This window comes from Pseudomonas sp. NCHU5216 (assembly GCF_052156495.1).
Taxonomy (GTDB): Bacteria; Pseudomonadota; Gammaproteobacteria; order Pseudomonadales; family Pseudomonadaceae; genus Aquipseudomonas.
The window spans coordinates 47,997-68,247 of sequence record NZ_JBQLIX010000015.1 but is presented as its reverse complement, the minus strand read 5'-3'; the positions used below and the strand labels follow the sequence as shown (position 1 = coordinate 68,247).

The window sequence follows — 20,251 nt, the reverse complement described above, 5'->3', positions numbered from 1 at the left end:
GATGCCGCCCCTCAATACACCGCAATATGCGAGTCGGCGCGTGGCTCGGTGCCGCCGCAGAGCACGCCGGTCTGCGGGTCGCGCAGGATGATCTGGCCGCGTCCGTAGTCGGTACGGTCGCAGGCCACTTCGATCTGGTGGCCGCAGCGGGCCAGGGCGAAGGTCAGGTCGCGCGGGGTTTCCTGTTCGATGCCCACCTTCTGCCCGCCCAGCCACTGCCAGCGCGGGGCGTCCAGCGCGGCCTGCGGGTTGAGGCCGAAGTCCACCAGGTTCATCACCATCTGCACGTGCCCCTGCGGCTGCATGTAGCCGCCCATCACGCCGAACGGGCCGACCGCCACGCCGTCCTTGCTGAGGAAGCCCGGAATGATGGTGTGGAAGGTCTTCTTGCCCGGCATCAGGTAGTTGGAATGGCTCGGGTCGAGGCTGAACTCGGAGCCGCGGTTCTGCAGGGCGATGCCGCTGTCCGGCAGCACCACACCGGAGCCGAAGCCGTGGTAGGCGCTCTGGATGAAGGAGACCATGTTGCCTTCGCCATCGGCCGTGGCGATGTACACCGTGCCACTGGCCTGGGGGTCGCCGTGCAGCGGCTCGCGGGCTCGCTCACCGATCAGCGCGCGGCGCTTTGCGCAGTAGCCTTCGGCAAGTAGCTGTTCGGCAGCCACGCGCATGTGCTCGGGGTCGGTGATGTAGTGCAGACCGTCGGCATAGGCCAGCTTCATCGCCTCGATCTGGCGGTGCCAGGTCTGGCGGCTGTCGCGGTGGTCGAAGTCGAAGCCTTCGAGGATCTTCAGGGTCATCAGGACGATCAGGCCCTGCCCGGCCGGCGGAATTTCCCAGACGTCATAGCCGCGGTAGTTGACCTTGATCGGCTCGACCCAGCGCGGCAGGTAGCCGGCCAGATCGGCGGTGGTGAGCTTGCCGCCAGTGGCGGCAGCATGGCTGGCCAGGCGCTCGGCAATGGCGCCGCGGTAGAAGCTTTCGCACTGGGTTTCGGCGAGCTCGGTCAGGGTCTGTGCCTGCGCCGGATTGCGGAAAAGTTGCCCGGCGACCGGCGCCTGGCCGTCGATCAGGTAGGTGTCGAACCAGGCCTGCAGCTCGGGGAAGGCCTCGCGGCTGGCCTGGTACTCATCCAGGGCGATGCGCCACTGGTGGGCGACCACCGGCGACACCGGGAAGCCGTCGCGCGCCAGTTCGATGGCCGGCTGCAGCAACTCGGCGAAGGGCAACTTGCCGAAGCGCCGCGACAGCTCGGCCCAGGCCGAGGGGCAGCCAGGCACGGTGACCGGCAACCAGCCGTGTACCGGCATGCGCTCGTGGCCGGCAGCCTTGACCGCCTCGCTGGACAGCGCCGCCGGCGCGTGGCCGCTGGCATCCAGGCCGTACAGTTTGTCCTTGATCCAGACCAAAGCGAAGGCGTCGCCGCCGATGGCGCAGCCGGTGGGCTCGACCACCGTCAGCGCGGCGGCAGTGGCAATGGCGGCGTCCACCGCATTACCGCCACGGCGCAGCATGGCGATGCCGGCTTCGGCCGCCAGGGGCTGCGAGGCCGCAACCATGCCCTTGCGGGCGAACACGCTCTGGCGCTGGGACGCGTAGGGATACTCATGGGCAGAAAAATTGAGCATGACTGTAACTCGATACAGGGTTTGATTGCAGGACTGAGCGGCAGGTCGCTGCCGCTCGCCTTCACAGAACGCGACTGAGGAACTCCCGCGTGCGCGGGTGATGGGGATTGCCGAATACCTGGGCCGGCGGGCCTTCTTCGATCAGTTCGCCCTGATGCAACACCACCACACGGTCGGCCATCTCGCGGGCGAAACCCATCTCGTGGGTGACCACCACCATGGTCATGCCCTCCTCGGCCAGCTCCTTCATCACCTGCAGCACCTCGCCCACGGTTTCCGGGTCGAGGGCACTGGTGGGTTCGTCGAAGAGCATGGCTTGCGGCTTCATCGCCAGCGCGCGGGCGATGGCCACGCGCTGTTGCTGACCACCGGATAGCTGGCTGGGGTAGTGATCGGCCTTGTCCGACAGGCGCACACGGGCCAGCAGTTGCCGCGCCTGTTCCTCGGCTTCGCGCCGACTCACCCCCAACACCTGGGTCGGCGCCTCGATGATGTTCTCCAGCACGGTCATGTGCGGGAACAGGTTGAAGCGCTGGAACACCATGCCGATGTCGCGGCGCATGCGTGCGATGTTGCGCTCGGAGTCGCGCACGCGCTTGCCGTCGGCCCGCTCGATGTAGCCCATGGGCTTGCCGTTGATCAGGATGCTGCCGCCCTGGATGTCCTCCAGGTAGTTGAGGCAGCGGATGAAGGTGGTCTTGCCCGAGCCGGAGGCGCCGATCAGCACCACCACCTCGCCACGGCGCACGTTCAACGACACGCCCTTGAGGATTTCCAGCTCACCGAAGCGCTTGTGCACGCTACTGGCCTGGATCACCAGACTCTCGTCCAATGCGCCCATCTCAACGCCCCCTCAGAAATTTCATGGCACCCAGGCCGAACAGCCGGTTGCTCGCCGGTACATGGCCGTCGGTACGCCCGAAGCGCATCTCCAGCCAGCGCTGGAAGAAGCCCCACAGCGTGGTCAGCAGCAGGAAGTAGATGGCCACCACCAGGTACAGCTCGAACACGCGGAAAGTGGCCGAAGTGATCATCTGCGTGCTCAGCAGCAGCTCCTGCACACCGATCACGCTGACCAGGGTGGTGTTCTTCAGCATCACGTTGAACTCGTTGCCCAGCGGCGGCACGATCACGCGGAAGGCCTGCGGCAGGACGATGCGGCGCATCAACCGTGGGTAGGTCATGCCCAGCGAGCGTCCCGCCTCGTACTGCCCGCGATCCACTGCATTGATCCCGGAGCGGATGATCTCCGCCATGTAGGCACCTTCATTGAGGCCCAGGGCGAGGATCGCCGCCTGGATGTTGCCCGGCAGGATGAACAGGCCCAGATCCAGATCCTCGAAGCGGAAGATGCCGCCGGCCGCCAACGCGGTATAGAGGAAGACGATCTGCACCAGCAGGGGCGTGCCGCGCATCAGCCAGATGTAGAAGCGCACCGGGTAGTTGAGCAGCGGGTTGCTGGAGGCGCGCATCAGCGCCGCCAGCAGGCCGAGGACGCATCCCAGCAGCATCGCCATCACCGCGATCACGCAGGTCAGCCAGAGGCCGTAGAGGTATACGTCGCTGGGCTGCAGCAGGTATTGCCAGAATATGTCCCAGTTGAAGTTCATCGTCGCGCCTCAGTCGAGCTTGTTGCCTTCGATGTGCCACTTGCTCAGTAGCGCCATGTAACTGCCATCGGCTTTCATGTCGGCCAGGGCCTGACTGACCGCCTTGCTCAGCTCGGGGTCGTCCTTGCGAATGCCGAAACCGGTGAGGATCTTGTCGAACGCCGGCACGCCGACCTCGAACAGATCCGGCGCCATGCTCTGGTAGTAGCCAGCGGTTTCCATGGTGGTGCCGTAGGCATCGGCCTGGCCGACGCGCAGCGCCTGGAAGGCATCGGTGTCGGAGTTGAACACCACCAGGGTCATCGGCGCCTTGCCGGCCTTGCTCAGCACGTCGTTGTGCGCTTCGAGCAGGGTGCGGATGGTGGAGCCGTTGAGCACGGCGACGCGCTTGCCGGAGAGGTCGTCGAGGCTGTGGATGCCGGCCGGGTTGCCCTTGAGCACGGTGACCGCCTGGCTGGAGTACATGTAGTTGACGATGTCGATGACTTCGCGGCGCGCCGGCTTGTCGAACAACTGGTCGACGATCATGTCGCAATGACGCGCCATCAACGCCGGGATCAGGCCGGAGAAGGGGGTCACGCGCCACTCCACGCGCTTGCCGCCGAGGCGCTTGGCGATCTCGTCGCCTAGCTCGACGGTGATACCCACCGGTTTCTGCTTCTCGTCGAAGAAGCCCATGGGCGGCGAATCCATGGCGCCGCAATAGACGATCTTGTCCGTCGTCTTCAGGCGCTCGGGAACCGTGACCTCGGCCTGGGCCAGGCCAGCCATCAGCGAGAGGGTCATCAGGGATGCTGCGAAGGTACGTTTTGACATGTTCGTCTCCGGTGTAATTGTTGGTATGGCAGTACGAAATGAAGGAGAGGACGGGTCTCAGGCGCCCGACTTTTCCAGGAATTCGAGCAGGTCGGGGACGGTGCCCTCGATGTGCTCGCAGAGGATTCGCTCGGCATGCCGGGCATCGCCGGTGCGCAGAGCGTCGAGGATCACCTGATGTTCTTCGCGGGCGCTCAAGGGCTTGTCGACGTGCTTGAGCCAGAGGCGCATGTACGGCTCGATCAGCGCGTAGAGGGCACTGATCTGGCGCATCAACCGGGGTCGCTCGCTGAGGCTGCACAGGTACTCGTGGAAGATGCGGTGGCGCACCACCCACTCCGAGCTGTCCTCACGGCACTCGTCCATTTCATCGAGCAGACGCTCCAGGCGCGCCAGGTGACGCTCGTTGACCTTGGCCGTGGCCACGCGAATCGCCAGCCCCTCCAGGGCGCTGCGCATCTCGAAGACTTCGCGCATCTGCTCGAGGTTGAGGCCACTGACGATCGCGCCGCGATTGGGCCGTAGCGTCACCAGGCCTTCCGCTGCCAAGCGCTTGAAGGCGCCACGGATGGGCATGCGGCTCATCTGCAGCTCGCTGGCGATGTCCTCGGCGATCAGGCGGTCGCCGGTACGGTAACGGCCCTGACAGATGGCATCGAGCAGATGCAGGTAAGCCTCGTCCTCGGCCGAGAGGGCCGGCTGGGCATTGAAGGTGGTCACGGCGAAAGGCATTGTGAGGATTCCTGAATTTTTGGATCCAAAAACACAATCATCCAAATGCAGGTGCCGTGCCTAAAATCACAACTTGCTGTTTTTCAAGGAAAATAGCTTTTCGAGCGGCTAACAGCGCCTCAACGCGCGCACCAAAAGCGTTACCTGATGCCCCATGACGAGGCAAAAAATGAGTCCGAAGGCCACAATGAAACGATGGCGCCTCTCGCGATCAGGCACCCGCAATCTGCTGACTCAGGCCTGATCGCTGGCGCCGAACACTTCGATAAACCACCTGGGCTGCATGGCCTGGAAATCGGTGCGCCGATTCGTCGGCAGATAACTGGCGGAATCCAGCACGACGGCGGCACCGGCCTCACGCCGGAACACCACCCAGTGCCAAAAGTCGCGCTCATCCTCGCGATGGAACTTGATGGCCAGCAGGGCCAGGTCGGGCAATGCCTCCCAGGACTGGAACGGGGTTTCCCCGTCGGCGCAGGCCACGCCCTCGCTGTCCAGCAGGCGGCGCACGTAACGGGTGTCCGACCACAACGCCTCGTCCTCGGCATGGATGCCCATGGCGTTGGCGATGGCCTTCATCTGTGCGTAGGTCTTGCCGAGGATATTAGCGGCGCTGGCGATGCCACAGCCGGAGACTTCTTCCTGGATCACAGGCTCGCGCATGACACTTTCCTCGATAGGTGCATTCAGTGAATTTCGATGGGTGTGCCGTTGGCGACCCGCAGCCAGATGTCGCGCATTTCGTCGTTGCTCACGGCGATGCAGCCATCGGTCCAGTCCCAGAGGTGATGCAGCGGCCCGAGCCAGCCCCAGCCATTGGGCAGGCCGTGGATCATGATATTGCCGCCAGGGCTCTCGCCACGCGCAGCAGCGGCGGCCTTATCCTGCGCGTTCGGGTAGGAAATGTGCAGGCTGAGGTAGGCCATGGATTTGGCATTGCGCCAATCGATCAGGTAGCGCCCCTCTGGCGTGCGCTGGTCACCTTCGCGCTGTTTATGCCCCTCGTCTCCCGCCGCGCCAAGAACGATGCGGTACTCGCTCAACACCTTGCCTGCATGCCAGAGCTGCATGCGTCGCTGGGCCTTGTCGACGGTGATCAGCTCGGCCTGTTCCAGGCGTTCAGCCACTGGTGCCGGGCCACCGGCCAGGCGCCCCATGACCTTGGTGTAGCCCACCAGCAGCACGAGCAGGCACAGGCTCGCCAGTAACCAACGCTTCATTGCAGGATTCCTTTCATTGCTTCTCCCTCGGGCCAGGCGGCAGGCGCGACGCGCACCTTAGCAGATCGCCCGATTGCCCGAGCGAGCATCGAACGCAAATCCACGGCGTCGAAGGCGCAGCGCTCACTACCGCTATATACAAAATTACACAACGCTGTAGGATTGCCGCATCTGGCCTGCCCCAAGGCCGCGTGATCGCCCAGGAACAACAAGGAATTTCCATGCTCAAGCCTCTCCAGCACGGTTTGCTCGCCCTCGGTCTGGCCTTCGCCAGCGGCGCCATCGCCGATGAAGTGAAGGTCGCGGTCGCCGCCAACTTCACCGCACCGATGCAGGCCATCGCCCCGGCGTTCGAGAAAGCCACCGGGCACAGGCTGGTGGCCTCCTTCGGCGCCACCGGGCAGTTCTATGCGCAAATCCAGAACGGCGCGCCCTTCGAGGTGTTCCTAGCTGCCGATGACAGCACCCCGGCCAAGCTGGAGCGCGACGGGGCGACGGTGCCCGGCTCACGCTTCACCTATGCCATCGGCAGCCTGGTGCTGTGGTCGGCCGATGCCAACTACCTCGACGGCACGGACGCGGCATTGAAGGCCGGGCAGTTCAAGCACCTGGCCATCGCCAACCCGAAAGCCGCGCCCTACGGCCTGGCGGCGACCCAGGTGCTGGCCAAGCTGGGGCTGAGCGAGGCGATCAAGAGCAAGCTGGTGGAGGGGCAGAACATCACCCAGGCGCACCAGTTCGTCTCCACCGGCAACGCCGAGCTGGGCTTCGTCGCGCTGTCGCAGGTGTACAAGGACGGCAAGGTCAGCAGCGGCTCGGCCTGGATCGTGCCGGAGGCGATGTACGAACCGATCAAGCAGGACGCAGTGATCCTCAAACCGGGCGCGAACAACCCGGCAGCCGCCGCGCTGGTGCACTACCTGAAAAGCCCGGAAGCGGCGAAGGTGATCGAGTCATTCGGCTATAAACTGCCGTAGCCCGGATGCAATCCGGGGAGCATCAGCCTGAAAACGTCCCGGATTGCATCCGGGCTACCTTTACCACCGAGCCCCATCCATGCCGCTGTCCAAGAACGATCTCGATGCCATCCTCCTGACCCTGGAGCTGGCCTCGCTGACCACCGTGCTGCTGCTGATAATCGGCACGCCCATCGCGCTGTGGCTGACACGCAGCAACTCCTGGCTCAAGCGCCCGGTCGGTGCGCTGGTAGCGTTGCCGCTGGTGCTGCCGCCGACGGTGATCGGCTTCTACCTGCTGGTGAGCATGGGCCCCAACGGCTTCTTCGGCCAACTGACGCAGAACCTCGGCCTGGGCACTTTCACGTTCAGCTTCACCGGCCTGGTGATCGGCTCGATCTTCTACTCCCTGCCCTTCGTCGTGCAGCCACTGCAGAATGCCTTCGAGGCCATCGGACGCGCCCCACTGGAGGCCGCCGCGACGCTGCGCGCCGGCACCTGGGATAGTTTTTTCAGCGTGGTGCTGCCACTGGCCCGGCCCGGTTTCGTCACCGCCGCGATCCTCGCCTTCGCCCATACGGTCGGCGAGTTCGGCGTGGTGCTGATGATCGGCGGCAACATCCCCGGCAAGACCCAGGTGGTGTCGGTGCAGATCTACAACCATGTCGAAACCATGGAATACGCCCAGGCGCACTGGCTGGCGGGCGGCATGGTGGCGTTCTCCTTCCTCGTCCTGCTGGCGCTGTACAGTGGCCGTAGCAGCAGAGTGAGGGCCTGGTGATGTTCGCTTTCGGCAAGACCTCGCCCCTGCCCGTGGCGGACGATGGACGTATCCGCGCGCATTTTCTGGTGCAGCATCCTGGCTTTCGCCTGGACGTGAACCTCGACCTGCCCGCCCGTGGCGTCAGCGCCCTGTTCGGCCATTCCGGCTCGGGCAAGACCAGTTGCCTGCGTTGCTTCGCCGGGCTGGATCGCCCGCAGCAGGGCTACCTGCAGGTGGCCGGCGAATGCTGGCAGGACAGCGAACGCGGCTTCTTTCTGCCCGCGCACCAGCGCGCCATCGGCTACGTGTTTCAGGATGCCAACCTGTTCCCGCATCTGAACGTGCGGCGCAATCTGCAGTATGGACAGCGGCGCGTCCCCGCCGCACAACACAAGGTGGCACTGGATCAGGCCCTGGAACTGCTGGGCATCGGCCACCTGCTCGAACGCATGCCCTCGGCGCTGTCCGGTGGCGAGCGCCAGCGCGTCGGCATCGCCCGCGCCCTGGTCACCAGCCCACGCCTGCTGCTGATGGACGAGCCACTGGCCTCGCTGGATCTCAAGCGCAAGCAGGAGGTGTTGCCCTATCTACAGCGCCTGCACGAGGAGCTGGATATCCCCGTGCTCTACGTAAGCCATGCGCCGGACGAAGTGGCGCGCCTGGCCGACCATCTGGTGCTGCTCGACGAAGGCCAGGTACGCGCCAGCGGCCCACTCAAGGAGCTGCTGCTGCGCGCCGACCTGCCTTTCGCCAGCGAAGACGATGCCGAAGCGGTGATCGACGGCCAGGTCTGCGCCCACGACGCCCGCTACGGTCTGCTGCACCTGCGCCTGCCGGGCAGCGAGGCGACACTGCTCCAGCCCCACTCGGCAGTGCCGGAGGGCCGAGCAGTAAGGGTGAAGATCAAGGCACGCGACGTCAGTCTGGCGCTCGACCGCGCCGAGGGCAGCAGCCTGCTCAATCTGCTGCCGGCCCAGGTGGAAAGTTGGCAGCCACTCGACGCGCAAATGCTGCTGACCCTGCGCCTTGGTGAGCAACGCCTGCTGGCGCGGATCACTCGCTACTCCTTCGATCAGTTGGGCATTCACGCCGGCCAGGCGCTCTGGGCGCAGGTCAAATCGGTGTCGCTGCTGGCACCCTAACCCATGCATCGCCAAGCGCCGGAATATGCAGCCGCTCGAGCGCGAGATTCGCGGTGCGCATGGCGCACCCTACACAACGGTCGGCGCAGTCCGTAGGGTGCGCCGCGCGCACCAACCACACGCAGATGTAGGCCCGTAGCCCGGATGCGATCCGGGCGATTATACGAGCCCTGGCCATTGCAGATGCTCCGGCCCGATCTCGGCATGCCCGGCCAGCAGCAGGGCGAAGTGGATGACATTCTCCAGCTCGCGGGTATTGCCGGGCCAGTGGTGCGCCTCCAGCATCGTCTGGGCCTGCGGGCTTATCCCCACGATTTTCAACCCCAACCGCTGGGCATGAATACCCAGGAAATACTCGGCCAACGGCAGGATATCGCCGACCCGCTCGCGCAACGCCGGGAACAACAACTGGCCATCGCACAGGTAGGCGTACAGGCGCTCGTCGAAGGTGCCGGCGGCCACCGCGCGGGCCAGGTCGACGCTGCTCGCCGCCAGCAGACGCACATCCACCGGCAAGGCCTGGCTGGCGCCGACGCGATAAACCTCGCGGGTTTCCAGCGCCGCCAGCAGCTTGCTCTGCAATAGGCGTGGCAGGTCGGCGATCTCGTCCAGATAGAGGGTGCCGCCATTGGCCGAGCCGAACCAGCCGGCGCGACTGCTGGCGGCACCGACATGGGCACCGCCGACATGACCGAACAGCTCGGCCTCGCCCCATTGCGGGCTGATGGCCGCACAGTTCACCGCCACGAACAGGCCAACGCGCTCGCTGTGGCGATGGATATAGCGCGCCAGCAACTCCTTGCCGGTGCCGGTCTCACCGAGAATCAGCAGCGGCTGAGCGTTGCCTGCCAGCGCTTCGGCGCGCTCGCGCAAGTGGCGCGAGCGTTCGTCGACGAACACCAGCGCCTTGGCGCGGATGCTCAGCGGGCTGCCGTCGGATTCGGCGAAGGTCAGGGGGAGGTTCGCTGCAAACGTCATGGCGGAGCGCTCCATGCTCACCCCTCATGGGGCGACGCATACAGAAGAAAAGGAAGCGGGAGGCTGCCTGGCCCTCTCCGCCTCGAACGATCACGCCTGCAGACGCTGCTGCTGCTCGATGCGGTGCTGCAGGCGGTACAGATAGGCGAAGCCCTGCTCCCAATGGCGATGCCCGGACTTCACGTTGATATGCCCGGCGCCACCCAGAATCACCGCCTCGCTGCCCCACTGACGTGCCAGCTCGATGGCCCGCGTGGCGCTGGCGGCAGCGTCGTTGTCGGAGCCGACCAGCAGGCTGGGAAAGGGCAGCAACGCGCGCGGGATCGGCGCGAAGTTGTGCAGCGGCTCGGGGCATCCCGGCCGCTCGACATCGGCCGGCGCCACCAACAGCGCACCGCGTACTCGGCGCAACAGTTCACGCGGTGCCTGCTGCGCCCAATGAGCGACCGTCACGCAGCCCAGGCTGTGGGCAACAAGAACCGCCGGACGCGGGTCGGCGGCAATCGCCTGGTCAAGCGCAGCGACCCAGTCGCCCTGTTGCGGGTTGAGCCAGTCCCGCTGCTCGACTCGCACGCTACCCGGCAGGCTGCGCTGCCAGTGGCTTTGCCAATGCTCCTCGGGTGAGCCCTGCCAGCCCGGCAGGATCAGATAACGGATTGCTTCGCTGCGCATGGTCGGCGCCTCCTTGAATCGAATGGCGTCAGTCTAGGCAGCGCTGAACCAATACAAAAAGAATAAGAATTCATTTACTTATTCCATGTATTGCAATCCACGTATATCCCATAAAGGAATATAAATGTTCTGAAATAGTATTTTTAAGAATATTCAGGCCTTTCTACTATCCGCTCCACGCCAGTGCCGGAGGCTTGCTGACCCGCGCGGCGCCATTCACAAGGAGCCTGAAAATGACCGCGACACTGAGAAACCTCGAAGGCCAGGATGAAACCAGCATCCTGCGCGAGATCCAGAACGCCCTGCATGGCCTGAAATTCGGTTCGGTGGAGATCACCGTGCACAACGGCCAGGTGGTGCAGATCGAGCGCAAGGAAAAGATCCGCCTGCAACAACCGAACACCAAGCACAGCTGACCATGATGCAGCCCGACCGGACCACCGGAGGGCTAGAAGTCAAACGCCTCCGCCTACACAAGAATTCATCCAGTCCAGGAGCTGCACCATGTCCATTCGCCGTTTCGCCCTGGCCGCGCTGGCCAGCACCCTGATCGCCGGCCCGGTCGCCGCCGAAACCCTGCTCAACGTGTCCTACGACCCGACCCGCGAGCTGTACGTCGAGTACAACGCCGCCTTCAACAAATTCTGGCAAGCGCAAGGCAACCCGGCCGTCGCCATCCAGCAGTCCCACGGTGGCTCGGGCAAGCAGGCCCGCGCAGTGATCGATGGCCTACGCGCCGACGTGGTGACCCTGGCGCTGTCCGGCGACATCGACGCGCTGAACCTCAACCTGCAATTGATCGACCCGAACTGGCAAGCGCGCCTGCCAGACAACAGCACGCCGTACACCTCGACCATCGTGTTCCTGGTACGCAAGGGCAACCCGAAAGGCATCAAGGACTGGGATGACCTGGTCAAAGACGGCGTGGAAGTCATCACCCCGAACCCGAAAACCTCCGGCGGCGCCCGCTGGAACTTCCTCGCCGCCTGGGCCTACGCCCGCGAGAAGTTCGGCAGCGAAGACAAGGCCCTGGAATTCGTCACCGAGCTGTACCGTCACGCGCCGGTTCTCGACACTGGTGCGCGCGGCTCGACCATCAGCTTCGTCCAGCGTGGCCTGGGTGACGTACTGCTGGCCTGGGAGAACGAGGCCTACCTGTCGCTGGCCGAAGAAGGCGGCGACCAGTTGGAGATCGTCACCCCGTCGCTGTCGATACTCGCCGAGCCGCCAGTGGCGGTGGTCGATGCCAACGTCGACCGCAAGGGCACCCGCAAAGTGGCCGAAGCCTATCTGCAGCACCTGTACAGCGAAGAAGGCCAGCGCATCGCCGCGAAGAACTTCTACCGCCCACGCAACGAGAAAGTCGCCGCCGAGTTCAAGGGCCAGTTCCAGGACCTCAAGCTGGTGACCATCGACAAGGACTTCGGCGGCTGGAAACAGGCCCAGCCCAAGTACTTCGACGACGGCGGCGTGTTCGACCAGATCTTCACCAAGATCAACCAGTAGCCTGGGTAGAGCGCAGCGAAACCCGGGAAAACCCGGGCTTCGCACCTGATCGTTGCCAACGGAAAAAGTCTCCATGTCTCGTCGAACTTCCCCGGTCATACCCGGCTTCGGGCTGACCCTGGGCTACACCATCACCTACCTGGCGTTGATCGTGCTGATTCCGCTGGGGGCGATGCTGCTCTTCTCGCTGCAACTGAGCGGCGAACAGTGGTGGGCATTGCTGAACAATCGCCAACTGCAGTTCTCGCTGAAACTCTCGTTCGGTACCGCGCTGGCCGCCGCCCTGCTCAATGGCATTCTCGGCACCATCATCGCCTGGGTGCTGGTGCGCTACACCTTCCCCGGCCGACGCATCATCGATGCCATGGTCGACATGCCGTTCGCCCTGCCCACCGCCGTGGCCGGCATTGCCCTCACCGCGTTGTACGCCCCCAACGGCCTGATCGGCTCGCTTTTCCCCTTCAAGATTGCCTACACGCCGCTGGGCATCACCCTGGCGCTGGTGTTCGTCACCCTGCCGTTCGTGGTGCGCACCTTGCAGCCGGTACTGGCCGACATTCCCAAGGAGGTCGAGGAAGCCGCTGCCTGCCTGGGCGCCAAGCCGCTGCAGGTGTTTCGCCACATCCTGCTGCCGAGCCTGCTGCCGGCCTGGCTGACCGGCTTCGCCCTGGCTTTCGCCCGCGGCGTCGGTGAGTACGGTTCGGTGGTGTTCATCGCCGGCAACATCCCGCTGAAGACCGAGATCCTGCCGCTGCTGATCGTGTCCAAACTCGACCAGTACGACTACCCCGGCGCCACGGCCATCGGCGTGATCATGCTGGCGGTGTCATTCCTCCTGCTGCTGTTGATCAACCTGCTGCAGCGGCGCATCCAACCCAGCACCTGAGGAGCCCGTCATGAGCCTTGCAACCCTTGGCCAAAGCGCCACCGCGCGCCCGGCCAGCCGCTCCGTCGGCGCCATCGTCCTGATCGTCATCGCCTGGGCGGTATTCGCCGTGATTCTCGTGTTGCCGCTGTATATGGTGGTGACTCAGGGCCTGAGCCGTGGCCTGGAGGTATTCTGGCGGGCGATCAGCGAGCCGGATGCCATTTCCGCCTTCAAGCTGACCCTGCTGGCCACTGCCATATCCGTACCGCTTAACCTGATCTTCGGTCTCGCCGCCGCCTGGGCGGTGACCAAATTCGAGTTCCGCGGCAAGAGCCTGCTGATCACCCTGATCGACATGCCGTTCTCGGTGTCGCCGGTGGTCGCCGGTCTGATCTACGTGCTGCTGTTCGGCTCGCAGAGTTTTCTCGCCCCGTATCTGGACTCGCAGAACCTGCAGATCGTCTACGCCGTGCCCGGCATCGTGTTGGCGACCATCTTCGTCACCTTTCCCTTCGTCGCCCGCGAGCTGATCCCGCTGATGGAGCAGCAGGGCAGCACCGAGGAAGAAGCGGCGCGTCTGCTCGGCGCCAATGGCTGGCAGATGTTCTGGCATGTCACGCTGCCTAACGTAAAATGGGCGCTGATTTACGGCGTGGTGCTGTGCACCGCCCGTGCGATGGGCGAATTCGGCGCAGTTTCGGTGGTTTCCGGGCATATCCGTGGTTACACCAACACCCTGCCGCTGCATATCGAGATTCTCTACAACGAGTACAACATCGTTGCTGCCTTCAGCGTCGCGATTCTGCTGCTCGTCATGGCCCTGGTGGTATTGCTGCTTCGCCAATGGAGCGAAGCGCGTCTGAACCGCCAGTTGCAAGCCGATCGAGAAGACTGACAGCCGTGAGGCCCGGCCCACGGAACCACCAGGAATAAGCCATGAGTATCGAAGTCAAAGGCGTCAACAAGCAGTTCGGCCAGTTCAAGGCGCTGAACGAGATCAACCTGAGCATCCAGAGCGGCGAGCTGGTCGCCCTGCTCGGCCCGTCCGGCTGCGGCAAGACCACCCTGCTGCGCATCATCGCCGGCCTGGAAACCCCGGACAGCGGCAGCATCGGCTTCCACGGCGAGGACGTGTCCGAGCATGACGTGCGTGATCGCAACGTTGGCTTCGTATTCCAGCACTACGCGCTGTTCCGCCACATGACGGTATTCGACAACGTCGCCTTTGGCCTGCGCATGAAGCCCAAGCGCGAACGCCCGAGCGAAACGCAGATCGCCGAAAAAGTGCATGAGCTGCTCAACCTGGTGCAGCTCGACTGGCTCGGCGACCGTTACCCGGAGCAGCTCTCCGGCGGCCAGCGCCAGCGTATCGCCCTGGCCCGCGCCCTGGCGGTGGAACCCAAGGTGCTGCTGCTCGACGAACCCTTCGGCGCCCTGGATGCCAAGGTGCGCAAGGAGCTGCGCCGCTGGTTGGCGCGCCTGCATGAAGAGGTGCACCTGACCAGCGTGTTCGTCACCCACGACCAGGAAGAGGCCATGGAAGTGGCCGACCGCATCGTGGTGATGAACAAAGGCGTAATCGAACAGATCGGCTCACCGGCGGAAGTCTACGAATACCCGGCAAGCGATTTTGTCTACCACTTCCTCGGCGACGCCAACCGCCTCTACGTCGGCGGCGACCACCATGTGCTGTTCCGCCCGCACGAGGTCGACCTGGCCAGCGAACCGAGTCCAGGGCACAAGGCCGGCGAAGTGCGCGACATCCGCCTGCTCGGCGCCATCACCCGCATCACGCTGAAGGTGGAAGGCCAGGAGGAACTGATCGAAGCCGAGGTGGCCAAGGATCACGTCAGCCTGGACAAGCTCGAGCGTGGCACCACGCTGTACTTCAAGCCCAAGGGCGGCAAACCGGTGAGTACCCAGGCCTGAGAGCGAATTCACGATCTGCTGCACGTCGGCGTTACTGCCCGCCTTGCTGGGCATAGCCGCCGGTCAGTGGCTGCGCAAGCGCATCAGCGCGGAGCGCTTCAAACGCTGGTCCTTCATCGGCCTGCTGCTGCTCGGCGCCAACCTGGCGCTGTGCGGGTTGTTCTGAAACCCAGCCACCGTTCTCAAGCGCCTGCCTATGGAAAACAGTTAAGCAGCGTCGAATTCCGACGAAATCACTCTTTCGGGTCATGCTCCGTAGCGCCTGGCGCAGTAATCTTGAGGCCGCGTTGTCAACGCATGCCCCATGCATACCTGCTCAAAACAATAACAAGGAGCACCCCGGATGCGCTGTAAAGCACTGTTGCGCCATGCTTTCCTCTGGTCGCTCGGCCTGATCACCAGTCTCGTCCCTTTTTCCTTCGCCGAAGCCATCAGCCCAGTACAACAGCTACAGGTTCAAGCCAGCCGCGCCACCAGCAGCCTGCTGCTGTTGCGTGGCGAAGGTTTCCAGAAGGTGCATCTGCAGCGCCTGGAAAAGGATCTCCATGCCCTCGCCGCTGTGATGCAGGCGCAGCCGGGCAACGCCGAACTGCAACAAGCCCATCAGGCTTTGGTCACTCAGCTACGCAACGGCGTGAGTTATGGCCCGGGTGAGGAGCAGGTGCCCTGGCGCTACCCGGAAGACCTGGGCCGCTCGCTACGCGACTTCCTCGTCACTGCCCGCACGCTGCCTGGGGCCGAAGCCGATGACAGCGAGCTGGCAGCCGAGGTCGAATACCTCGGCGTGCAGTACCTGGCGCGCGCCTACATGGGTAACTTCGAGATCGCTCTCGAACATCCGGAAACCTACCTGGGGCAGGACGAACGCCTGCTGCTGCCGGCCATCGATGCGCAACTGCAGCCGCTGGACGACAAGGCCGACCCGCAGATAGCCAAGCTCAAGATGCGCTGGGGCTATCTGCGCACCGCCCTCGCCGACATGAATAGCAAGAGCAACGCCCTGGTCAGCGTTTCCGGCCGGCCCTTCGCACCGATCACGGTGGATCGCCATACCCGCGCGCTGAGCACGCAGTGGATGGCGATGTACCCCTGAAGCCCCGGTTCAGGCCAGGGCCTTCTTCTCGCGGATGCAGGTGGGGCCGGCGATCTCTACCACGGCGTGTTCGACCTCCTTGCGCAGGCCGAGCAGGAAGGCGGCTTCGGCGACGACGAACAAGGGGCCGATGATCAGCCCCATCACATCGTCGACGAATGCCGGCTTGCGTCCTTCGTAATAATGGCCGACGAACTGGATGATCCAGCCGATGATGAACAGGCCGAGCCCCGCCAACAGCCAGACTGCCGTACTGGCCACCGCCAGCTTGGCGGCGCACCACAGGCAGAGCAGCAACAAGGCGCTCATGACCAGGCCGAAACGGCGATCCAGGCGCAGGTAGAACACGGCAGCCGCCAACGCCGCCAGGGTCGCCGGTGCCAGCCACAGGCCGGCCAGGGCGAAGCCGGGTCGCGACAGCAGCACGGCCACGGCCAGCACTATCATGGGAATGCCGATGAAGTGGCTGACGATATTGCGGCGGTCACGGTGATAGGCCGCATACTGGGCCAGATGTTCTACGAGGGTTTTCATTGTTATCGTCCTCAGCAGTGATACAGGCCTGGGCATAATCCCTCTGCCCGGCACCGCCCCTCTGTCAGCTAGCCGACAATGCCGTTACCGCAGGAGCCACGATGCCCGCCCCGCCCCCCCACCTCACCCGCCTGCTGCAGGGGCACTGGTTCGCCGCACTGCCCCAGTCGTTGCGCGACGAACTGCTGGCTATGGCCCAGGTGCAGCGCCTGGACGCCGGGCAACGACTGTTTCGTCGTGGCGACAGACCCAGCGGCCTGTATGCGGTGGTGGAGGGGGCGGTACGCATCGGCGCTGTCAGCGAGAACGGCAAGGAAGCGCTGCTGACCCTGATCGAGCCGCCCTACTGGTTCGGCGAGATCTCCCTGTTCGACGGCCTGCCGCGCACCCACGATGCTTTCGCCGAAAGCGCCAGCACTCTGCTGCTGCTGCCCCAGGCCGAACTGCTCGCCCTGCTCGAACGCCAGCCGCAACACTGGCGCGACTTCGCCCTGCTGATGAGCCACAAGTTGCGCCTGGCCTTCCTCGCCCTGGAAGACATGAGCCTGCTGCCGGCAGCGCCACGCCTGGCGCGACGCTTGCTGCTGATGGCCGAGAACTACGGCGAGGGTGAGCCGCGCCGGGTACTGCATCTGGCCCAGGAGCAGTTGGCCCTGATGCTGTCGCTGTCGCGCCAGACCACCAACCAGATACTCAAGGATCTGGAGGCGCAAGGCATCGTGCACCTGACCTACGGCGAGATCGAGATACTCGACCTGCAGCGCCTGCGCCAGGCCGCCTGCTGAACTGCTGGCGCCCTGCCACTGTCGAATTTCAATCTTTTTCCTGAGGATTCACCGCTTCGATGAGCGAAAGCCAGCACACGCCCTTGCCCGATGTCCTCGCCGGCCCGCTGTTGCGTCGCCTGGAGCCCGGACGTCTGGTGCTGTGGCTGGTGGCCAGTCGGGAGCTGCCGCTGCAACTGTGCCTGCAGCCCGAAGGCGAAGCAGACCGCATCCTGAAGCTCGACGCCCATTGCCAGTACCTGCCATTGGGCCGACACGCCGTATTGCACCTGATCGACCTGGCGCTGGAACAGGCGCTGCCGCAGGACGTGCGCATCGCCTATGACCTGCAGATCGTCGAGAACGGTAGCCAACGCGGTCTGATCGACTGGGCGCCGCATCTGCTGCATGAGGGGCGCGAACGAGCCGATTTCGTCCTGCGCTCGCGGATCGACCAGTTGCTCCATGGCTCCTGCCGCAAGCCTCATCACGCTGCCGACGACGGCCTGCTCTGCGCCGACCGTCTGCTGGCCGAACCACATGAAGCCACGCAGCGTCCAGCACTGCTCTTGATGAGCGGCGACCAGGTGTACGTGGATGATGTCGCCGGGCCGATGCTCTGCGCCATCCACCAGTTGATCGCCCGCCTCGGCCTGTTCGATGAGTGGCTCGAAGGCGCCGTGGTCGAGGACAGCCAGGCGCTCTACGCCACGCCAGTGGGCTACTACCAACGCGCCGACCTGCTGCCAGCCCTGAAGAGCAACCAGACCCTGCGTGATCGCTTCTTCGGCGGGGTGGAAAAGCCCATCTTCACCAGCAGCAACGCCGACAATCATCTGGTGACCTTCGCCGAGATGATCGCCATGTACCTGCTGGCCTGGTCGCCCGTGCCCTGGACACTGATCGAGGAAAACCAGCCGACGTTGAACGCCGAGCGCCAGCAGCGTTATGCCGACGAACGCCAGCGCATCGACGCCTTCCGCCAGAGCCTCGGCCAGGCCGCCCGCGTATTCGCCCACCTGCCGACGCTGATGATCTTCGACGATCACGATGTCACCGACGACTGGAACCTCTCGGCACGCTGGGAGCAGACCGCTTACGGTCACCCCTTCTCCAAGCGCATCATCGGCAACGCCCTGCTCGCCTACCTGCTGTGCCAGGGCTGGGGCAACCACCCGGACGCCTTCGAGCAATCCTTGCAGGCCTGTCGCAGACTGCTGACCGAGCGCCAGGACAACCACCTCGAGGCCAAGGCGCAGGACGCGCTGATCGACCAGTTGCTGCAATTCGAGCACTGGCATTACGTGCTGCCAACCACCCCGGCGCTGCTGGTGCTGGACACCCGCACCCGCCGCTGGCGCAGCGAAAGCCGGCTGTCACGGCCATCGGGGCTGATGGACTGGGAAGCACTGTGCGAATTCCAGCAGGCACTGCTCGACCACCCCAGTTGCATCATCGTCTCGCCGGCGCCGATGTTCGGGGTCAAATTGATCGAAGGCATCCAGAAGCTGTTCACCCTGGCCGGCCATCCATTGCTGGTGGATGCCGAGAACTGGATGGCCCACCGTGGTGCAGCCAGCGTGATGATGAACATCTTCCGCCATTCGCGCACGCCGGGTGACTTCGTGATTCTCTCCGGTGACGTGCACTATTCCTTCGTCTACCGCGTGAGCATCCGCCACAAGCGCGCCAGCCCGACCATCTGGCAGATCACCAGCAGCGGCATCAAGAACGAGTTTCCGCACAGGTTGCTGGACTGGTTCGACCGCCTCAACCGCTGGCTCTACGCCCCCTGGTCACCGCTGAACTGGCTGACCAAACGGCGGCGTATGCGCGTCGCCCCCTTGATCCCCGACCGCAGCCGCTCGGGGGAGCGCCTGTGGAACGGCGCCGGCCTGGGTCAGGTGTTCTTCGATGAACAGGGCCGGCCCATGCGCATCGTCCAGCTCAATGCCGATGGCTCGCCGCCCGTTACGTTCGTATCCGAACGCGAGACACCGCAGACCCAGCAGGTGAGCACCAGCCGTTAGCCACGGGGCGCGTAGGCGAAGACGTCAGCGCGCATCTGGTGGGCGTCCATGCCGGCCTCGACCAGTGCGTCGAGCGTGGCATAGACCATGGCCGGTGAGCCGCTGGCGTAGACGTGCAGCGCCTTGAGGTCGGGGAAGTCTTCGCGCACCGCCTCGTGCAGCAGGCCACAACGACCCTGCCAGCCACACTGGTCGCTGACCACCTGGTGCAGGTGCAGATTGTCCAATTGCTGCCACTCGGCCCAGTGCGGCAACTGGTAGAAATCCTCGGGCCGGCGCGCGCCCCAGTACAGGTGCACCGGATGGGCGAAGCCGGCGGCGCGGCAGTGCTCGATCAGGCTGTGCATCTGGCCCATGCCGGTGCCAGCGGCGATCAGCACCAGCGGGCCATCCGGCAGCTCGGCCAGGTGGGTGTCGCCATAAGGCATCTGCACCCGGGCCATGCCAGTGCTGCGCAGGTGCTCCAGCAAGGCGATGCTGCTGTCCTCGCGGGCGAGGATATGCAGTTCCAGCTCACGCCCGGCATGGGGCGCCGAGGCCAGGGAGAAGGCCGCCATCTCACCATCCGGGCGCAACAGCAGCAGGTATTGCCCGGCATGGTAACGCGGCGCCTTGCCGGCCGGGGCGCGCAGGCGCACACGGAACACGTCGCCGCCCACGTCCTGGCATTCGACCACCTGGCAACTCAGCTCACGCACTGGCAACTCGCCGGGTGCCAGCACGCCGTCCCAGTGCAGCACGCAGTCCTCCAGCGGCTCGGCCAGGCAGGTGAACAGCTCGCCATGATCCAGTTCCACACCGTTCTGCCGCACACGCCCCTCCACCAACAAGGCGGCGCAGATATGGCAGTTGCCGTTGCGACAGCTCTGCGGGCACTCGTAGCCCAGGCGCCGGGCGCCATCGAGGATGCGCTCGCTCGGCTGCAAGACGAGGGTGATGCCAGAGGGTTGCAGGGTAACTCTCAAACTCGCGCTCTCTCGTTGGTACGTTGCGTTGCTTTTGTAGGTGCG

At 64.6% G+C, this 20,251-nt stretch carries 22 protein-coding genes and 1 pseudogene; 12 read left to right on the top strand and 11 right to left on the bottom strand.

Annotated elements, in window-relative coordinates; translation table 11 throughout:
* Positions 1 to 11: 11 nt before the first annotated feature.
* From ACSVIK_RS12905 to ACSVIK_RS12875, 7 genes are all read right to left on the bottom strand, one after another.
* On the bottom strand, positions 12 to 1,628 hold the full coding sequence (locus ACSVIK_RS12905; protein ID WP_442444708.1) for a gamma-glutamyltransferase family protein: 1,617 nt from the start codon (positions 1,626 to 1,628) through the stop codon (positions 12 to 14).
* 61 nt (positions 1,629 to 1,689) lie between these two features.
* The gene (locus ACSVIK_RS12900; RefSeq protein ID WP_442444707.1) at positions 1,690 to 2,469 is read right to left on the bottom strand and encodes an amino acid ABC transporter ATP-binding protein; all 780 of its coding nucleotides are present in this window, start codon (positions 2,467 to 2,469) and stop codon (positions 1,690 to 1,692) included.
* A gap of 1 nt (position 2,470) precedes the next feature.
* Entirely contained in the window at positions 2,471 to 3,238 is a 768-nt protein-coding gene (locus ACSVIK_RS12895) for an amino acid ABC transporter permease (RefSeq protein ID WP_442444706.1), read from the bottom strand.
* Between the two features lie 9 nt (positions 3,239 to 3,247).
* Positions 3,248 to 4,024, bottom strand: coding sequence for an ABC transporter substrate-binding protein (locus ACSVIK_RS12890; protein ID WP_442444747.1), 777 nt, complete (start codon positions 4,022 to 4,024; stop codon positions 3,248 to 3,250).
* 87 nt (positions 4,025 to 4,111) lie between these two features.
* Complete coding sequence (locus ACSVIK_RS12885; protein WP_442444705.1) at positions 4,112 to 4,786, bottom strand: GntR family transcriptional regulator; 675 nt, start codon at positions 4,784 to 4,786, stop codon at positions 4,112 to 4,114.
* A 234-nt stretch (positions 4,787 to 5,020) separates the two neighbouring features.
* On the bottom strand, positions 5,021 to 5,449 hold the full coding sequence (locus ACSVIK_RS12880; RefSeq protein WP_442444704.1) for a hypothetical protein: 429 nt from the start codon (positions 5,447 to 5,449) through the stop codon (positions 5,021 to 5,023).
* Between the two features lie 23 nt (positions 5,450 to 5,472).
* Positions 5,473 to 6,006 (bottom strand): L,D-transpeptidase family protein, encoded by a 534-nt coding sequence (locus ACSVIK_RS12875; RefSeq protein ID WP_442444703.1) that lies wholly within the window; start codon positions 6,004 to 6,006, stop codon positions 5,473 to 5,475.
* Positions 6,007 to 6,227: 221 nt separating this feature from the next.
* Here ACSVIK_RS12875 and modA point away from each other — a divergent pair, with 221 nt between their 5' ends.
* The 3 genes from modA (at position 6,228) to modC (ending at position 8,867) form a co-directional block, all read left to right on the top strand.
* Positions 6,228 to 6,983 carry a molybdate ABC transporter substrate-binding protein gene (modA, locus tag ACSVIK_RS12870; protein ID WP_442444702.1) on the top strand — a complete coding sequence of 252 codons (756 nt, stop codon included), beginning with the start codon at positions 6,228 to 6,230 and terminating at the stop codon, positions 6,981 to 6,983.
* Between the two features lie 79 nt (positions 6,984 to 7,062).
* Complete coding sequence (modB, locus tag ACSVIK_RS12865) at positions 7,063 to 7,743, top strand: molybdate ABC transporter permease subunit (RefSeq protein ID WP_442444701.1); 681 nt, start codon at positions 7,063 to 7,065, stop codon at positions 7,741 to 7,743.
* Positions 7,743 to 8,867 carry a molybdenum ABC transporter ATP-binding protein gene (gene modC, locus ACSVIK_RS12860; protein ID WP_442444746.1) on the top strand — a complete coding sequence of 375 codons (1,125 nt, stop codon included), beginning with the start codon at positions 7,743 to 7,745 and terminating at the stop codon, positions 8,865 to 8,867. Before modB ends, modC begins: the two co-directional genes overlap by 1 nt.
* Positions 8,868 to 9,026: 159 nt before the next feature.
* Here modC and ACSVIK_RS12855 read toward each other — a convergent pair whose 3' ends face one another.
* Together ACSVIK_RS12855 and ACSVIK_RS12850 are read right to left on the bottom strand one after the other, a co-directional pair.
* Entirely contained in the window at positions 9,027 to 9,845 is an 819-nt protein-coding gene (locus ACSVIK_RS12855) for a sigma 54-interacting transcriptional regulator (protein ID WP_442444700.1), read from the bottom strand.
* Positions 9,846 to 9,935: 90 nt separating this feature from the next.
* Entirely contained in the window at positions 9,936 to 10,517 is a 582-nt protein-coding gene (locus tag ACSVIK_RS12850; RefSeq protein ID WP_442444699.1) for an RBBP9/YdeN family alpha/beta hydrolase, read from the bottom strand.
* 233 nt (positions 10,518 to 10,750) lie between these two features.
* Here ACSVIK_RS12850 and oscA point away from each other — a divergent pair, with 233 nt between their 5' ends.
* From oscA to ACSVIK_RS12815, 7 genes and pseudogenes are all read left to right on the top strand, one after another.
* Positions 10,751 to 10,933 carry a sulfur starvation response protein OscA gene (gene oscA / locus ACSVIK_RS12845; RefSeq protein WP_442444698.1) on the top strand — a complete coding sequence of 61 codons (183 nt, stop codon included), beginning with the start codon at positions 10,751 to 10,753 and terminating at the stop codon, positions 10,931 to 10,933.
* Positions 10,934 to 11,021: 88 nt separating this feature from the next.
* Positions 11,022 to 12,023, top strand: a complete 1,002-nt coding sequence (locus tag ACSVIK_RS12840; protein ID WP_442444697.1) for a sulfate ABC transporter substrate-binding protein — start codon at positions 11,022 to 11,024, stop codon at positions 12,021 to 12,023.
* Positions 12,024 to 12,096: 73 nt separating this feature from the next.
* Positions 12,097 to 12,909 carry a sulfate ABC transporter permease subunit CysT gene (cysT, locus tag ACSVIK_RS12835; RefSeq protein ID WP_442444696.1) on the top strand — a complete coding sequence of 271 codons (813 nt, stop codon included), beginning with the start codon at positions 12,097 to 12,099 and terminating at the stop codon, positions 12,907 to 12,909.
* A 10-nt stretch (positions 12,910 to 12,919) separates the two neighbouring features.
* On the top strand, positions 12,920 to 13,786 hold the full coding sequence (gene cysW / locus ACSVIK_RS12830) for a sulfate ABC transporter permease subunit CysW (protein WP_442444695.1): 867 nt from the start codon (positions 12,920 to 12,922) through the stop codon (positions 13,784 to 13,786).
* 41 nt (positions 13,787 to 13,827) lie between these two features.
* Positions 13,828 to 14,820: a sulfate/molybdate ABC transporter ATP-binding protein gene (locus tag ACSVIK_RS12825; protein ID WP_442444694.1), complete on the top strand. Its 993-nt coding sequence runs from the start codon at positions 13,828 to 13,830 to the stop codon at positions 14,818 to 14,820.
* Positions 14,821 to 14,848: 28 nt separating this feature from the next.
* Positions 14,849 to 14,986 (top strand): annotated as a pseudogene (locus ACSVIK_RS12820) (sulfite exporter TauE/SafE family protein); the annotation flags it as partial.
* A gap of 177 nt (positions 14,987 to 15,163) precedes the next feature.
* On the top strand, positions 15,164 to 15,913 hold the full coding sequence (locus tag ACSVIK_RS12815; RefSeq protein WP_442444693.1) for a hypothetical protein: 750 nt from the start codon (positions 15,164 to 15,166) through the stop codon (positions 15,911 to 15,913).
* A 9-nt stretch (positions 15,914 to 15,922) separates the two neighbouring features.
* On the opposite strand, the gene ACSVIK_RS12810 is transcribed toward ACSVIK_RS12815, so the two are convergent.
* On the bottom strand, positions 15,923 to 16,447 hold the full coding sequence (locus ACSVIK_RS12810) for an Mpo1 family 2-hydroxy fatty acid dioxygenase (protein WP_442444692.1): 525 nt from the start codon (positions 16,445 to 16,447) through the stop codon (positions 15,923 to 15,925).
* Between the two features lie 101 nt (positions 16,448 to 16,548).
* On the opposite strand from ACSVIK_RS12810, the gene ACSVIK_RS12805 reads away from it, so the two are divergent.
* Both ACSVIK_RS12805 and ACSVIK_RS12800 read left to right on the top strand, forming a co-directional pair.
* Positions 16,549 to 17,232: a Crp/Fnr family transcriptional regulator gene (locus tag ACSVIK_RS12805; protein ID WP_442444691.1), complete on the top strand. Its 684-nt coding sequence runs from the start codon at positions 16,549 to 16,551 to the stop codon at positions 17,230 to 17,232.
* 59 nt (positions 17,233 to 17,291) lie between these two features.
* A complete protein-coding gene (locus ACSVIK_RS12800) occupies positions 17,292 to 19,241 on the top strand; it encodes an alkaline phosphatase family protein (RefSeq protein ID WP_442444690.1) in 1,950 nt (649 codons plus the stop codon).
* Here the strand turns inward: ACSVIK_RS12800 and ACSVIK_RS12795 are convergent.
* Complete coding sequence (locus ACSVIK_RS12795) at positions 19,238 to 20,206, bottom strand: CDP-6-deoxy-delta-3,4-glucoseen reductase (protein WP_442444689.1); 969 nt, start codon at positions 20,204 to 20,206, stop codon at positions 19,238 to 19,240. The two genes, ACSVIK_RS12800 and ACSVIK_RS12795, sit on opposite strands and share 4 nt — an antisense overlap.
* Positions 20,207 to 20,251: the final 45 nt, after the last annotated feature.